The organism is Thermoanaerobacterium thermosaccharolyticum DSM 571, assembly GCF_000145615.1.
In the GTDB taxonomy this organism is placed as follows: Bacteria; Bacillota; Thermoanaerobacteria; order Thermoanaerobacterales; family Thermoanaerobacteraceae; genus Thermoanaerobacterium; species Thermoanaerobacterium thermosaccharolyticum.
The window spans coordinates 479893-496358 of the sequence record NC_014410.1 but is presented as its reverse complement, the minus strand read 5'-3'; the positions used below and the strand labels follow the sequence as shown (position 1 = coordinate 496358).

The window sequence follows — 16466 nt, the reverse complement described above, 5'->3', positions numbered from 1 at the left end:
ATACAGGCAGATAGTTCTTTGTAAACTTTAACTCAAACTACTCTACCCCAAGTGCCTTAAATACAGCATCCTCTGGACTCTGGTAGAATGAAATCTGAAACTTTGCAAATAGTTCAGGCGGAACGGTTGGAATATCCACCGCAGATGCCATGGGAAGAAGCACCCTCTTGGCACCCGAATCAAAACATACCTGCAGCACATTTGCCAATTCCTCAACCTTAATAATTGTGCCACCTATGCTGAGTGAACCCAGAACAACCAACTGGCTCTGTGGTGGCTTACCCAATGCCCCTGAACATAGGGCAACAAAGGCTGCCAATGCAAGTTCACGTGTCATGCCCACTCCATGTATATCCTGTACATGCATCAAATAATCCTTTGTGGTAACACTTATACTTCCACTTACATTTTTACTGTTTGCCCTGAAGTATCTGAAGGCTGTCTCGATACTTTCTTTTGCCTCTCTGTCAGAGCCAAGGCCTGTCCTTTCAAATTTACCAGTACCTGATATAACCTGTGTTTCAATCTTATAAGCCCCTATCATGCCTGATTTCCCTCTGGCAACGGTATAAAGGTGCCCAGGTTTTCCCATACCTTCAGGGATTATTTTGCCACCACCCTGTTCGGGAACCGACACAAATTCCTCATTCATTGTTTCATTATCTATATATGAGAAGTGGACATCATAAAACTCCATACCGCCGATTTTTTTCAACTGCTCTTTAACACGCCTTCTTCCTACCAATGCATAACGCAGTATTTCTTCAATGTCGTCCCTTGTAAACTCACCGTTAGGATATATGAGTTTTACAAGCCCTGAAACTGTTTTTCTTACTGCAATAACATCTCTCTGATTTAAGTTGTTGCCCAGTTTAAAGAACTTATCCAATGCATCAGAGAATGACCTCTTCCTCATCTCCCTCATAAACTCTGATACGTAGTCTGTAATAAAACCGTATTCATCTGTAAAGAATTCTGGACGCATTTTGGGTATCTCCCATCCAGGTATGTAATAATGCATCCTGTCAAAAAATGCAGTATCATTTGCCATTGCCTCCGGGAACGGGTCAAAGAGATGGGATGTTTTAAGTAAGACATCCACACTCTGATTGATATTCCCCACAAATACCATAGAGGCAGAAGCATTCTTTTCTTCCTTCCCTCTGGCAAAAGAGCCCGAAGCCATGTAATCCTTCATTATCTGAATTCCATCTTTGTCTTTAAATGTTATGCCTGCTACCTCGTCAAAAGCCACACAATCCCAAAGCCCCACAAGGCCTATCTGCCTTGAAGCCATATTGTAGAATAGGTTTGCTACTGTCGTCTGCCCACCCGACACCAAGATGCTGTTTGGAGAAATCTCCTTATAAACATGGGATTTGCCCGTACCCCTTGGCCCCAGTTCACAGAGATTGTAGTTGTTCTCTACCAGGGGTATCATCCTCGCCAGAAGATGCCACTTTACACTATTTTCGAATCTTGTAGGTTCCATCCCTATGGACCTGAGCAGAATATCTATCCATTCATCTTTTGTAAAATACTTTCTTCCGTTGAAAATCTCCTCCATGTCCAGATTGGGCATCTGGATAGGAGTCAGGCTGCTGATATTGAATGGGCTTACACCTTTAGCCTCTTCATCATAATAGTAGTCCATCTTTATGATGCACCATATGCCGCCACACAGGAGTTTTTCGTATTGTTTTACATATGTCGGGGATATGGCCACACCCTTTATGCCCAAATTTGAAAACTCGGCCTCGTATACGTCCTTCTTTTCATTGAGTTTTACACTAACCTTGTCAATAACAGTATACTTTCCTATTTCCCTTATCTTAGATTTTACCTTCTCTGCTTCATCGGGACGCACATAATTTTCAGCCAGAATCCTTTTTACAGTTTCAACGCCTTCGGCTATACCTTCTTCATCATCTGTTGCACAATACATGCCCAAAAGGTATTCAAGGACATATACGGGTACATTTGCTCCTTCTTTTATCTTTTTTGTTAAGTCCTTTCTTACAACCCTGCCAGCAAAATATTTATTTAGTTTTTTGCTTAATTCATCCATATGTTTCCCCCGCCTTAAAACCCAAAGTCATCATTGGATATTGCTATATCTATAATAAACGGTATCTTATCATATATCTTTTCTACCGTTTCCTCTTCATCTTCCATAATAAGATAATATTTCTTGGTTTTATCATACTTTCTGTTCTTTAATACAAATTTCTCCCTGAAACTTCTGTCCTCATAAGTTTCAGACTTGCTATCGGCAATAATTATATTTTCATTGGATATGCGGTTACCATCCTCATCTACAAAGTACACTTTAAGCCTCAATGGTATACGCTTATCCTCTATTTTCTCGGTCTGGAAGAATTCCAAATACGATATAGTGTTGGTTATTTTCCTCGTAATGCTTGTGAGTTTTACATCAACTTTCTTCACTTCATTTTTACTGCTCTTGCTCCTGTCATTCTTAAATATGACTACAGGAATAATAATCTCCTGCAGGGATGTACCACCATGTACATAGTTGGCCCCAGCACCCTGCACTTTAAACCTGTTTACTCCTCTTGGAGTTATAAAGTTAAGGTTGGTATCGGGTCCAAGTAAGTACTCCATGCTAAAGGTTAAGGTTCCTTCCAGCTCCAAAGGCTTTGTACTCAATACAAACCGTCTATTTTCATAGGCATCTTCGATAGAACCTTTTGCCACCTTATCACTTTCTATAAGATCTCCACGTTTATATATAAATCCGTGGTCGGCTGTAATAATGATATTGGTTGCCGTAACATTATTTACAAGATTATTTATCAGCACCTTTAATTCTTCAAAGGCTTCTTCTACCGCATCAAAAACTTCCCTTTCGGTCTGAGCATGGTCACCTCTGGCATCGATGGTGTTGTGGTAAATATAGATTAAATCTTTTCCTCCGAAGGTTTTGCGGAAGTCATCCCGCTTCATCTCAATTACATCCTCATACTGTATTGCTATGGATTCCTGACTGTAATTATTTAGAATTTTGTTTCTGTTATCCGTTCCCTCTGAAGATATACCGTCCACATATACCTTATAATCCTCATCTATTGTAATGGCCTTATGGGGTAAAAGGGCTGCCATGCCAATGTTAGTACTGGATGGTATACTGCCCTGCATGAATACAATATCACAAGACCCTTTCCTTTCTTTATTGAGCATATCGCAAAACTCCCTGGCAGCCTCATAACGGAGCGCATCTGAAATAACAACAAATACTCTTTCACCACGGCTTTCAAATGGTTTTATGTAGGTACTATAAAAATCTTTCTGCATAACCATGCCAGGAATTTTCCAGTTCCCATTTAAAGTTTCTAGGCTATCAGACCACTTGATGGAAAGTATGTTCAGGTATCCGTTGACATAGGTATTCTCAACCTTCTCCTTTAATTCCATCAACAATTCCTTGTTTTGTATCCTATCGAAAGAAGCATAGAATTTTCTGTAGGCAGTATCCAGTCTATAATACTGCTCTGTATATCTTTCAATAAATTCTAAAGGAGTATACTGTCGCATGTTCTGGCTTATATTCTTCCAGCAGTCAAATAACTCGATAGCCCAGTAAATACACTCATACTCAGATTTAAACAAATTATACCAGTGCTTTGTCCTCCTGGCCTGAATAATATCTCTGTACCTTTCAAATTCTCCTATACTGATAAGCAGTTGCTCTTTAATTTTCTTTATGATTGCTTCGTCAAAGGCTTTGAAAGTATCACAGTTGATATAGTCCTCCATCTCCCAGTTATCAATATATTCACGTACTTTCAGTTTCTCTTCCATACTGTTTGCCAACCTGTCATAGAAAGCGGAGTAAAGAGAGTGGTTCATGAAGTTGCTCAAGAATACCACACAGTCAGCCTTTCTTGAAGAAACATATTTTCTCCATGTTTCAGGTATTTCACCATTAAGGGAATATGCAACATTTGTAACCAGCATGAATACGGCCAGTTTTTCGAGGGTAGGTTCCTTATCATTATATCCATAGTACTTATCAGCAAGTTTCCACAGTACGTCTAATCTTCCAAACTTTTCGATAGCCTCGATGTACTTGTTGTTTTTTAAATCTTCTTCCATCAAAAGTACTCTTAAACATTCATCAAAATCTGGATAAGGCAGTCTGCACAATGCCGACAGAACAGCCACATCCACTGTTTCCTCTGTATACCTTTCTATTTCATATCCTTTAAAAATCTTATATCTGTCTTTGTTGTTAAAGAATTTTATATATTTTCTAAACACGATTTTTAAACTATCATCTGAAATATTCAAGTCTCTCATGATGACAGCAGCCTTGTCGGTAGAAAATTCCATACTATATTTTAATACATCCAATAAGTAGTTCTCTTTTGGGGACGGTTTCTCAAAGGGAGCATAGATAAGGTAGTTGGAATTTGTATCCACCTTCTCCAATTGATACTTAACATAAAAATAATTGTTTTTACTTAATTTAATTATCTTTGCATTTTCAAGATTTAGTTCATCTATATCTTCCTTGAATTCCCCATCATCGTCATACCAGAAAACGATATGGCGTTTCTTGCCTTCGCTTAATTCCTTACTAAACGTATCTTCAAGAAGCGTTTTTATCTGAGCTAAATCCATAATATCACACTCTTTTCTCTATATTTTCGCCAGCAAGTCCGCCTTCAATGGCCTCCTGCCTTCGCCCTGAGGTATCTCAATCCCTTGGAACTTAGCATAGTTTACACTTACCCCGTCATCTAAGTCTATCATTATCCTCTGGTTTGCAACATGGGCGATTACCTGGTCATACTGCAGGCATTCATCTATCTGCTTTAGTATCTTTTCCTTTTTCTTCCTTGCATTGGCCTTTTCCCTCTGGGAGGCATTGGAGTCAATGACAATATCCAACCTCTTAATCTCTGCTTCATAGGATTTCTGCAGTTTATGCAGGTAATCGGTCCTTACCCTTGCTACCGTAAGTTCGTCATATCGATGCATATAGATGAGTGCTTTGAAGCCATCCTGCTTACCAGAATCAAAAAGCCAATAGATAGGCTTTTTCTGGTATACCTGCACATGGTCCTTGTAAAAATCCTTGAGAAAGTATCTTCTTATAGCCTGCCTTGCAGTCTCAGAGGACTTTCTTCCTAGTGTATCAGCAATGTAGTTCAGGTTTTCTTCCAGAGTATCCTCGCCAAATGTTACCTTGAGAAACTCAATAAACCTGCTGACGATGTCATCCTCAAAATATTCATCATCGGTAATTGGTAGAACATTATCCATATCAGGCATAAAAGTAGCATCTACCCATTTATCCTCGATTACTTTGCCTTCCTCATCTTTTATTATCTTTCTTACTTTCCACTGCCCGTCCTCACACTTCCACTTATCTTTGAAGTCTCCGCCAGCATAAATAAGGCCTTCTGCATCAATAGAGTACCTTCCAAACATACAGCCAACGGCGTAGGAGATAAAGGACTTGATGTCCCTTACCCTGTCGGCTTTTCGTATAGTTATATCCTTGTCCTCAACTTCTGGTGTGAGTTCATCCTGCAAACCGTATATTTCAATAAATATGCGGTTTAGTTCCTCTTCGTTGGCTTTCAGCTTATAAAACTGCTTTTCAGCAAAAACCGCCCAGTTGTTGAAGGCTTCTTCTATGATGTTGCTATTGCCTTTGTGGACAAGCAAAGGATGCTTTTTGAAGTCCCATGAAGTTTCGAAGGAGTCCCAGTCGGTTTTGGATAACTCTATACAGACATCAACCAATCTAATAACTCTATTTTTTGTTAATCTATCTTTTGGCTGTATAAAAGGTATTTTTATTATATCAATAAGTTGATATGAATTAGATTCATTTCTATACATTATATAAACATTCCCTACAGAAGAATTTAATAGTCCAAGTATATACTTGAAATTTTCTGAATTTTTTACATGTATAGTTGGTGCAGCAGTTTCATAAAGTACTTGATTATTCAAATATCTAAAACTCGGCTTGTTACCAAATGCTGATTTAGTCCAACATATCCCTTCCCTAAACAAATAATCTTCATTCATAATACATGAAGTTTTATTGTTTTTATAAAAGTTCCTTGCATCAACTGACCAATCAATAACTGATTCTAAATTTCCATACCACCTTCTAAATTTGCCACCTTTAGTTATACCGTACCAGTCTTTTTTAAACTTAGTATCATCGATTTCCCATTTAAACCTAATATATTTATCATTATTACCTGTTTTATTTTGAGCACCATTATAATCCGTTACTTCTTCAATCAATTTACCGTTATAATTCTTTATCAATTTATCAGTCATTCTATATACATATTGCACTCCTGGTAATTCTTTAATTTTCTGTAATGATTGTTTAACATAATAATTATTGATGTTAAAAAACTCCTTTTCTTTTTCTTCACAAGAATTATATTCAACTAACCTAATATATACTGGCTTATATTGTAGACATTTTCTTTTTCTATAAACAAATGCTACTGTTTTTACAACCTCTCCACTTAATTCTTCAAATGCTCTTTCTCCTAAATGAACCATATTAGTTAACTTGTAATTTAGCATATATTCTCTAAATTCGATAAACGATTTTATAAACATCCAAGAATGCATAGTAATCATAGCAAAAAAACAATCATTTTTAACTAATTTAGAACATTGCTCTATAAAAACTGAATATAAATCTGTTTTAGATTTTGGATATTTTTCTATTATATAATTAATAACATTAATATTCATTCCACTATAACCCATATACGGCGGATTAGTCACTACAACATCATACTTCTGGCTCATAATCCTTGCCTGCTTAACCAATGCTGGAATCTTCTCAAGGATTATATTCCTATACTGATACTCAAATAAATTCCCTGTTCCTCCATTCCTTATTTCCTCTATCCTTTTCTCAATAGCCTCAAAATCAATAGGCTTTACCTCAAGTATGGACCCATACTCCTTAGCATCATTAAATACATTTATAAGGTACTCCACATCCCCCCTGAGTTTCTGCTTCTCAATCTCTGTTTCATCATGGTTCACAAAGTAATCTATGGCCTCTCTGGGAAAACCGTTGCTTTCCTGTATAGCACATATATTAAGGTTTACCTTCTCCCTGAATATCCTTCTGCTCTTGCTCCTCGCCTTCATCATGACTGCAAAATAGGCAAGCTGAGCCGCCCTGTCGTCTATATCCAATCCGTATAGATTGTTTTCAAGAATAAGCCTTGGAATATCCCTTTCAGAGTACCCTGCACTCTTGTAAATATCGTAAAGCACGTCAAAAGCATACACCAAAATGTGCCCGCTACCCATAGCAGGGTCCAGCACCTTGATGTCCTCTGGCCTTATATCCTTGCTTTTAGCCCTCATTTCCTCCAACTGTTTCTGTACTTCTGGTTCCTGCTCCGCTTCCTCAAGGTAATACTTCCATTTACTCTTTAACTCTTCATTTGGATGTCCTTCAAGCCATAACCTCCCCAGAGAGTTTTCCACCATATATCTGACAATCCAATCAGGAGTAAACAACTGGGTAGCCGCAGGAATATTCTCCTTGGTTATCTTTATATTCTTCTTCAGCCCTTCGAATACTTCATCCTTTTTTTCGGATATATAGTACTGATACATCCAGCCGATGATTTCCACCTGGTCTTTGAAATCCTCCTCGGATATATTATCTACCAGTTGCCTTATGACCGAACCTTCAGCAAGCAGGTTTGAAGGCAACAGGATTTCTGTATAATCCTCTATCTCTTCAAAAAGTCCTGGAAGGATTTCATTTAAGGCATTACACTGCTTAACAAGGAGATACCTATATAAGCCTTCCGTATCATTGGCATCCTGCAACCTGTACACCAGTTCCCTATCCAAATCAAGGTCAGTATTAAGGGCTTCCTTAATAATATCAGGTTCTTTTTTGCCTGGCTCAATCGACGACAGTACCCTTACCCCTGTAGGTAGGTACCCATTTACTTCCATGAAACGCAAGGCTAAAATTCTGTTAAACCAGGTGTATGCCACCTCCTCTATCACATTGTTAAATCCCTTTCCCTTTATCCTCGACACAAGGCTCTTTCTTTGTTCCATTTCCGCCTTGTTTAAAGTTCTGTCTCCAATTATCATTGTGTCGGATGTGGTAATTTCAGGTTCTTTAATCTCCTTCTCGGTTATTCCTATCTCATAAGCCTTCTGCTTTATATCTTCAATAAGTTTTTTTCTGGCCCATACTGCAAAGTTTTTTATTGCTGTTTTATCCATGTCACTGCCTCCATTTATACAAGTTTAATAATGACGCCATCTTTTAACTCGCTTTTTAACCTGTTCCTTATTTCATTTACAACATCCTCTATGTCCGATTCACTTTCAATGCTTTTTGCTCCATGCAGGATATTGGCAATACTGATATTTACTGTTTTCTTATACTGCTTTGGCGGATCTTTTACAACTGTTGGCTTACCTGGTTCTTCATGTGTTATTTGAGGTTCGACAGGCTTCCTTTTTGCGATTTCCGCAGCAATTTCATCAAAGCACCTTAACTTGAGCCTGTCGCTTTCCTCTTTCATTGCTATGGCTTCGTAGAAGTTATTGGCGTGGTCCAGCCTGCTTAAAAGATCATCAAATCTACCTTTGAACCTGTCAAAAAGTTCAGATTTGAATTCGTACTTGTTCAATTCCTCAAGAACCTTGTTATAATCACTCTCTATTACCTGCCTTACAGGCTTGCATTCCTCTTCCAGAAGTTCTGTAAACCTGGCTACAAATTTATCTATAAGGCTGGGCAGTTTATGGATATCGGAATACGGCTCCTTGCTTTCTACAATCTTTTTCATCTGTTCAATAAGGTCTATGACTTCCTTGTCCAATACATAGGTCTTGTTGCTGTTGTACACATTTATCTTGTGGACAGCCTTATCAAAGAACTCCTTCTGGTTGCTGCCAAAAAACTTCTTAACATCTATGGAATCATCGGCATAGTCCAGCAGTACATCTTTCTCTCTTTGAAGTTCATCGTAAAACTCCCTGGCATCATGGATTTTACAAATCTTCTCCAAAGCTTCCTTACCTTCCTGTAAAATATCCTGTCCAGGGTATTTGGACTGTTTGTAGTACACTAGCAATTCATTTATTTTTGCTATTTCATCCCTTGCCAGGTCTTTGAACCTCTTCATGAGTCCGTCCTCATCAGAAGGGACAGCAGTAATATTGAACAGTTCCTTGCACAGTTCTCTGGCATTGTTAATCTGGTGTGCAGGTACCTTTATCCTTTTTTCAATAAGGAGCCTGTCGGCATAATCCCTCTTAGTCAGGTATTTGACAATCTCCCTGTCCTGAACATCGAGGTACTGGCTGTTTAATTGCAGTTTCACTTCCTGTGCCTTAAATAGTTTGGCAACCAGCCATTCAATATCCTCCTCAAGCCATCCATAAGGGGCTTTTCCATATATGCCAAGGATTGTTTTCATGGTCACAGGTATACTTCTTGTAGTATTTCTTTCTATATAGCCTGCCATTTCATCAAGGGCAAGTTTATTTGGGGATTCCACACCATTTAATGCAATCTGTTCATTATCGGCAAATATATCGTACAAGTCCTTAGTGGTGGTAAAGTAGGTAATATAGCCAAGTTTCGTATAAATCCCTTCGATAAGCACCTTAAAGCCGTCATTTATCCTATCAACAGGATGCTTTTCCTTAATTTCAAGCCTCTGGGAATTGGCATACATATCCGCATTCCTGATGGCTTCGATCAGAAGAAATTTTACCCTCTCCTTACGTTCTACCAGTTCCCTTCTTTTTCTATCCTTGATTTCTTCAATTTTCTGAGTAAGGGAAGTGCCTCCCTTTCTACGCAGGAAGGTTTCAATTTTCAATACTTCCTCCATTTCGTCGAGAAAAGCAGTATCATTGGGAAGTTTAACAATTAAGTTGTTTTCCCTTGCAGACATTAGTTTAAGTTCATTATCTGTAAGTTCTACTCCCGTATCATAATAGGGGGTAATAATTTTAAGGCCTATGTCATTTCCTTGATTGCCCCTGAAGAATCTATCGTCTACAACCTGGTTAAAACTAAAGTTGTATCTTGAGGAATATTTATACTTTTTATCGATATAGATTTCTTCAAAGATGATTTCAGATACTTTCTGTATAACCTCTCCCAAATCTACACTGATATTCTTTATCTCTCTGTTGATATCCTGTTCCTCATGGGTAAGAAAGATATATTGGTCCCCGTTTTTTTGAACAAGTGTTTCCTTTATCAGTCTCTTTAGAGAATCCTCTATTTTCTTTTTAAGGTCTATCTTATCTTCGTCAATATGGCTTACCATAAGGGTAGCCAGATTTTCTATATTTGCAGGTATTTCCTTAACATATTTAATCATAAAAAGAACTTTCAAAAGTTCTACATCAAAGTCATTCAGATTTCCGTTCTCCTGAGCATGGATAATAACCGTCCTTATATTAGAATCAAGGAAGGCTTCAATGGTGTCATAAAAGGCTGAAAAGGGTATGAGGGCTCCTTCTTCATGGTTCATATATTTGATAGCAGATTCCTGGAAGGAACTAATCATAGAACGCTCACCTTCTGCCAGATGCTTGCCTGACGCACCATGTATCCTAATAGAAGTCAATACTTGCTGCAATAGATTAAACTGATATGGTATAAATGGATAGCACTCTACAAAATCCTCACTGTCTTTATATATCTTTTTCTCTGGAGTGTCTGCTGAAAAGGTAATAAGGTTTTTAAGTATGGCATTTTTATTCTCATAAAGGAGTTTTAATGTATCCTTCGCCACATCGTTTTTAAGAAGTATCCTTTTTCTGATTACCTCATCAACATTGGCGCTGGAAAGGCTTAAACGAGTATTAAACCTACCCTGTATCTTTGAAAAGTCATTGCCTTTTACTTTTGTAACAGAGTCAATATCCTGCTGGCTTGTCACAATGACCCAGGCCTTGCCGCCGCATTCCGTTCCCAGATCCTCAACAACGGTTTGGAGATTGAGCATCAACTGGGAGTTATCTCCGATATATTGTCCGATTTCGTCTACCAGGAAAATAACATGATGGTTTTTTCCTTTCCTTTCAATATACTCCCTTACCCTTCTGGCAAACTTCTCAACGCTTAATGTATAATTTTCCTCGGCTTTCGCATACCAGTTCCGCGCTGCCTCGATACTCATTTTGGTACTCTTTGAAAGGGCTTCAACAATGGCATCTTCCTCATAGTAAAAATCTTCCCTTGCATCTTGCCACTCTCTTCCCGATATTTCTTTGAATGTTTTTTTAAAATCCTCATAAACGCCATCCATTACCATTTGTCGCTCTAAGTCTGCTATCCACGGCATGGAACCGCAAAAACCCTGCATTTCGTTAAATACCTTATTGAACACTTTGACAATGGCATCCTTGTTGGCCTTAGAGTCAGAATCGCTCTTGGAATCGATGTTAAAGAGAATCACATCGGCAGACGTATCCCCTGCCAATTTCATATCGGCCAGAACCATACTGTCCTGGATTTTGTCTTTGAAGTATTCAATTGCCTTCTTTCCATTGACTTCTTTGTTTTCAAGGAGATAAGAGAGTATTTTGAGAAAGTGGGATTTACCGCTTCCAAAAAATCCAGAAATCCATACCCCCATTTTGTCGGTAGTACCTACAATACTCTTTTTATATGCTTCAAAAAAATCGTTAAAGTGCTTTGCCAGTTCCCTTGTGACGACATATTCTTCAAGCTCCTGGTATACATTGCTGTCATCGCCCTGGCCAACCTTAATAACTCCCTTGATATCCCTGTCTATTGGTTTATAAAACATTTCTTTTATACGCATATGTACATCCCCCTTGACAAATCAATATCTTTCTACAAGTTTGAAGGCTCTATAGTAATTGTCGTCTTTTATTTCTTCAAACAGCACCAGTTCAAGTCCGTCGTATACTCCTGGAAAGAACATAACTACTGGAACTTCATCCAAAACCTGATGAAGATTATTTAGCACCGTATGCGAGCGGATAATCGGCCATACCTTTCCCACGCCAGTGATAAATACTACGTCGCCTTTTTTGACCCTATCCCTGATATACTGGATAATAAGGTCGTTCTTCTCTGTAAGCCTTAATGCCTTTTTCGTAGCGTTAAATACAAACTCACTTCCCTTATCCTGCTCCATCTTAAAGTTCTTCTCAAGATAACCTTTTGTCTCAAGAAGTTCCAGCATTATTTCATACAGGTCAAATTCTTTTATAGTAAAGCCGTAGTTTCCCCCATTGATTTTTTGTTTGAGAAACTGCACGTAATCTCTAACAAGCATTTCATATTTGGGTTCATAATCGAATATGTAATACCCGACTTCATTTCCGAGACCTGTATTTTCCCTGAAAGACTCTTTCGTTATACGCTGCATTATTTCATCTAACCTGTCATAAATGGTTTTCATTTACATCTCCCCTGTCAGTGCATTAAGGTATTTTGTATCTCCAATTTCTTTAAGATGATATGCTACATCCTCTTCAACAATTGGCCTGGTAATCTCTCTATCATTTTTTTGATTTTTTATAAAACCAGCCTCAAACAAGATGCGAATATATACCTGCTTTAACTTATAGAAGGTATAATCATCCCATGAGGCCACCCTTTCACTTTGTTCCTTTTTTCTGTCAAAAAATATATTAAAATCCTTGTCCTGCAAGGTAAAATCCCGAAGCAGTATCTTCTCTCTAAACACCTCATACATAAATTCAAAGAACAATCGGTCTGTTTTCATAATGGCATAGACAACTATTTGTTTACTCGTATCGATTTCTCCATTTGCCAATTTATCAATCAAAAAATCATCGAGTGCCTTTAACCTTCGCATCACAGTTGACGCAATTTCACTTCTTCTTGTTTCTGTATTCACCTGAAATATGTTATCGTTTTTCGCTTTATTTTTTATCTCAAATTCCTTAAGCCCTTTATTTATAAGTTCTGCAGCCTTTTTTGTTTCCCTGAAAAGAAACGGTCTTGATTTAATTGTGGATTTATATTCTAACTCATCAGCCATACTTTTCCTTCTTTCTGGTCCACTTTTTATACTATCATTATATCATTAAAATAAATTTTGTACAGATTAAATGGTAAAATTGTAATATGCCTATAACCTGCAAAGTGTACTATAATTATGCTTTACCGTAATATTTTTTACTTTGATTCCTGATGTTTTACACACAGGACATGTATTGTCATTTTCTATTTTATATGTTGATTGAGATTTGCTGCCACAGCAGCATTTATTCATTATCCCATTATCCATTTTATTTTTCCTCCCCAAATTAAAATATGGTAATACTTTTCCACATAATGTTCTATCATTTCTTAATCGTATTCTATTACCATTATACATTAAATTCTATTTTCATAAGTACCTTTTCCATTATAATTGGTTTCATTTACATAAATAATTTATTATTTTCAAACTACCTTATTTTATGGCATGTACTCATGATAAAGTTCTGCTGTTGAATTAGGATAAGGTTAATTATATCTGCAGGTATTCTAAGGATGTAAAAAACCGTGAAGGTTCACATGATTACTCCTGTAAACACCTCACGGGGAATCACCAGCGATTTTTTAATTTTTTAAACCTTATTTTCATTCATCAGACATTATAAAACATAGACAACAACAGAAGCCCAAGTATTTCTAAGATATTACTTTTTAATCTCTTCTTTTATATCTGTGAGAACCTCCAATATCTGCTTTAAAAGTTCTTTTGTTGTCGGTTCCTCGTCAAGTATATCTTCACTTTTTGTACCAGTCTTAATATCTTTCTGATTAGGGCTGCTAATAATCTGTACAGTAAAAATCGTTCCCTTCTTTCTCGTTGCTTTTTCATTCCATTGTTTGTCATATGCCAATATTTGCGATATCTTTTGAAGATATCTTGTCAATGTCCTCTCCCCACGGATTGGGTCTAATGCTCGATACGCCATCTTTACAGATATTCCATTATACTCAATTATCTCAAACATTCGGTCACCACTCCACTCATCATTTGCTTCCCTCACCGCATCTTCCAAATCATTAGCAAACTCATTTCCAGCATCAAACCTTACACCTGCTTTCGGTCTCGCAAGAGTAGCATAAAACTCAATGTTTTCATTAAACATACACAACTCCTCCATTCATAAATGATATTTTGAATTCAGTGGTTTATTCTACATCCATTTTACAACAGTGCTAAACTGATGTCAAGTGGTTTGATAAAAATTCATTGGTTTAATTTTAATTCGCCATCAATCAAAATTCTAATAATAAATTTAATCCCTTAACCCTTACACCTTATCCCTGTCTACCCTCCCAAAAAGCAAACCCCGCAGCAAATCAGGAGTTATCCTGCATCTGCTACGGGATTATGCAATGAACTTTATTTTTATAGAGTCAACTTTATTATTATGGAGTGGAGTTTATTTTAGTTATATAGAAACAACAGAACCGTTCCCATGTGTCATTCTACGGTTACGCTTTTTGCAAGGTTACGAGGTTTATCAACATCGCATCCTTTTTCAACTGCCATGTAGTACGCTAAAAGCTGCAGCGGTATTACTGTGATTATTGGAGCCACTTCTTCCATCGTCTTCGGTAAATATATGACTTTCTCGACGATTCCTTCTAATTGCTTATTTCCTTCCATTGCGAACGCAAGTACGTAGCCGCCTCTTGTTGTTACTTCTCTTATATTGCTAAGCATCTTCTCAAAAAGGTGTTCCTGTGTTGCCAGTGCAATGACTAATGTGCCATTTTCGATCAATGCTAATGTTCCATGTTTTAATTCACCTGCTGCGTATGCTTCTGAATGTATATATGATATTTCTTTAAGCTTTAAAGATCCTTCCATAGCGACAGCGTAGTCAAGACCTCTTCCCAAATAGAATACGTCTTTCGTATTAAAATGATTTGATGCAAATTCTTGAAGCTCATCTTTGTAATTTAATATGCGTTCTGCCCTCTCAGGAAGTTTCTTTAATTCATCGCAGATTTGTTTTGCATATTCTTTTTCAATTGTTCCCTTCTTCAATGCCAAATCTAATGCAATGAGATATAAAGCTACTAACTGTGTCGTGTACGCCTTTGTGGATGCAACGGCAATCTCAGGCCCTGCCCAAGTATAAATTACATCGTCTGCTTCTCTCGATATAGAGCTTCCCACAACGTTTGTGATTGCTATTACTCGGGAATTATGTTTTTTAGCCTCTTTAAGTGCCGCAATCGTATCTGCTGTTTCACCTGACTGACTTACTACTATTGTCAATGTTCTTTCGTTTATAATTGGTTCTCTATATCTAAATTCTGAAGCTATATCTACTTCAACAGGTATTCTTGCAAATTTCTCTATAGCATATTTCCCGACAACACCTGCATGATATGCAGTTCCACACGCAACAATAAATATTTTCTCAATCTTGTCAATCTCATCCTTTGTTATTTTCACCTTGTCTAATACAATTTCGCCATCATTTATTATCCTACCTCTTAATGTGTCTTTTATGGCATTAGGTTGTTCGTGAATTTCTTTCAGCATGAAATGCTCATATCCGCTCTTTTCTGCCGACTCAACGTCCCATTTTACCTCAAATACAGATTTCTGCACATCTTTGCCAAATGCATCTATTATCTTGACACTGTCTTTCTTAATTATCGCAATTTCTTTATCATCAAGGAAGTACACTTTTCTCGTGTGTCTCAATATGGCTGGTACGTCTGATGCAATAAAGTTTTCACCATCTCCAAGGCCAACTATAAGTGGAGCATCTTTTCTTGCAGCAACTATCATATCTGGATGGTCTTTTGAAAGTACACCAAGCGCATAAGATCCTTCTATTCTATCGAGGACTTTCATAACGGCCTCTACTATATCTCCCTTGTAATAGTACTCAAGAAGATTTGCAACAACTTCTGTATCCGTCTCTGATTTAAATGTGTAGCCTTCTTCTATCAGCCTTTTCTTTAATGGCAAATAATTTTCTATTATACCGTTATGAACAACGGCAATTATCCCGGACTGTGACAAATGTGGATGCGAATTTATATCAGATGGTTCCCCATGTGTTGCCCATCTAGTATGACCTATTCCTATGGAACCATAAAGATTGTCTTTTTTAAGTGCTTCTTCCAGTTCACTTATTCTGCCTTTTGCCTTTTTTATATTTATATTGCCGTCGTTTATGACAGCTATACCGGCAGAATCGTACCCCCTGTACTCAAGCTTTTTAAGTCCTTCAATCAATATTGGTGTCGCCTGTTCATCACCAATATATCCAACAATTCCACACATAGTAAAAATCTCCTCTCAATATTTTTTATATTTAGTTTTCCCTGCTCAAACCGCTCTATGCCAATGGTCACCCATGGTTTTCCCGGTTTTTTATCGATCGCAGGAGACCGCAGGGCATCCGCCGATAACTCGATA

9 protein-coding genes are annotated in these 16466 nt (G+C 37.5%); all 9 read right to left on the bottom strand.

What is annotated here, in order from left to right:
* Nucleotides 1-37 precede the first annotated feature (37 nt).
* Nucleotides 38-2068: a protease Lon-related BREX system protein BrxL gene (gene brxL / locus TTHE_RS02555; protein ID WP_013297045.1), complete on the bottom strand. Its 2031-nt coding sequence runs from the start codon at nucleotides 2066-2068 to the stop codon at nucleotides 38-40.
* 14 nt (nucleotides 2069-2082) lie between these two features.
* Nucleotides 2083-4644, bottom strand: a complete 2562-nt coding sequence (pglZ, locus tag TTHE_RS02550) for a BREX-1 system phosphatase PglZ type A (RefSeq protein ID WP_013297044.1) — start codon at nucleotides 4642-4644, stop codon at nucleotides 2083-2085.
* Between the two features lie 18 nt (nucleotides 4645-4662).
* Nucleotides 4663-8274: a BREX-1 system adenine-specific DNA-methyltransferase PglX gene (gene pglX / locus TTHE_RS02545; RefSeq protein ID WP_013297043.1), complete on the bottom strand. Its 3612-nt coding sequence runs from the start codon at nucleotides 8272-8274 to the stop codon at nucleotides 4663-4665.
* A gap of 14 nt (nucleotides 8275-8288) precedes the next feature.
* A complete protein-coding gene (gene brxC, locus TTHE_RS02540; protein WP_013297042.1) occupies nucleotides 8289-11849 on the bottom strand; it encodes a BREX system P-loop protein BrxC in 3561 nt (1186 codons plus the stop codon).
* 21 nt (nucleotides 11850-11870) lie between these two features.
* Nucleotides 11871-12455, bottom strand: coding sequence for a DUF1788 domain-containing protein (locus TTHE_RS02535; RefSeq protein ID WP_013297041.1), 585 nt, complete (start codon nucleotides 12453-12455; stop codon nucleotides 11871-11873).
* A complete protein-coding gene (locus tag TTHE_RS02530) occupies nucleotides 12456-13061 on the bottom strand; it encodes a DUF1819 family protein (RefSeq protein WP_013297040.1) in 606 nt (201 codons plus the stop codon). It lies immediately after the preceding gene.
* A 90-nt stretch (nucleotides 13062-13151) separates the two neighbouring features.
* Nucleotides 13152-13310 (bottom strand): hypothetical protein, encoded by a 159-nt coding sequence (locus TTHE_RS14125; protein ID WP_155812164.1) that lies wholly within the window; start codon nucleotides 13308-13310, stop codon nucleotides 13152-13154.
* Nucleotides 13311-13707: 397 nt separating this feature from the next.
* On the bottom strand, nucleotides 13708-14166 hold the full coding sequence (locus TTHE_RS02525) for a hypothetical protein (protein WP_013297039.1): 459 nt from the start codon (nucleotides 14164-14166) through the stop codon (nucleotides 13708-13710).
* A 338-nt stretch (nucleotides 14167-14504) separates the two neighbouring features.
* On the bottom strand, nucleotides 14505-16331 hold the full coding sequence (glmS, locus tag TTHE_RS02520; RefSeq protein ID WP_013297038.1) for a glutamine--fructose-6-phosphate transaminase (isomerizing): 1827 nt from the start codon (nucleotides 16329-16331) through the stop codon (nucleotides 14505-14507).
* Between the last annotated feature and the right edge of the window lie 135 nt (nucleotides 16332-16466).

Coding starts and splice junctions, on each gene's coding strand:
- brxL (WP_013297045.1), bottom strand. CDS start 2,068: ATGGATGAATTAAGCAAAAAACTAAATAAATATTTTGCTGGCAGGGTT.
- pglZ (WP_013297044.1), bottom strand. CDS start 4,644: ATGGATTTAGCTCAGATAAAAACGCTTCTTGAAGATACGTTTAGTAAG.
- pglX (WP_013297043.1), bottom strand. CDS start 8,274: ATGGATAAAACAGCAATAAAAAACTTTGCAGTATGGGCCAGAAAAAAA.
- brxC (WP_013297042.1), bottom strand. CDS start 11,849: ATGCGTATAAAAGAAATGTTTTATAAACCAATAGACAGGGATATCAAG.
- TTHE_RS02535 (WP_013297041.1), bottom strand. CDS start 12,455: ATGAAAACCATTTATGACAGGTTAGATGAAATAATGCAGCGTATAACG.
- TTHE_RS02530 (WP_013297040.1), bottom strand. CDS start 13,061: ATGGCTGATGAGTTAGAATATAAATCCACAATTAAATCAAGACCGTTT.
- TTHE_RS14125 (WP_155812164.1), bottom strand. CDS start 13,310: ATGGATAATGGGATAATGAATAAATGCTGCTGTGGCAGCAAATCTCAA.
- TTHE_RS02525 (WP_013297039.1), bottom strand. CDS start 14,166: ATGTTTAATGAAAACATTGAGTTTTATGCTACTCTTGCGAGACCGAAA.
- glmS (WP_013297038.1), bottom strand. CDS start 16,331: ATGTGTGGAATTGTTGGATATATTGGTGATGAACAGGCGACACCAATA.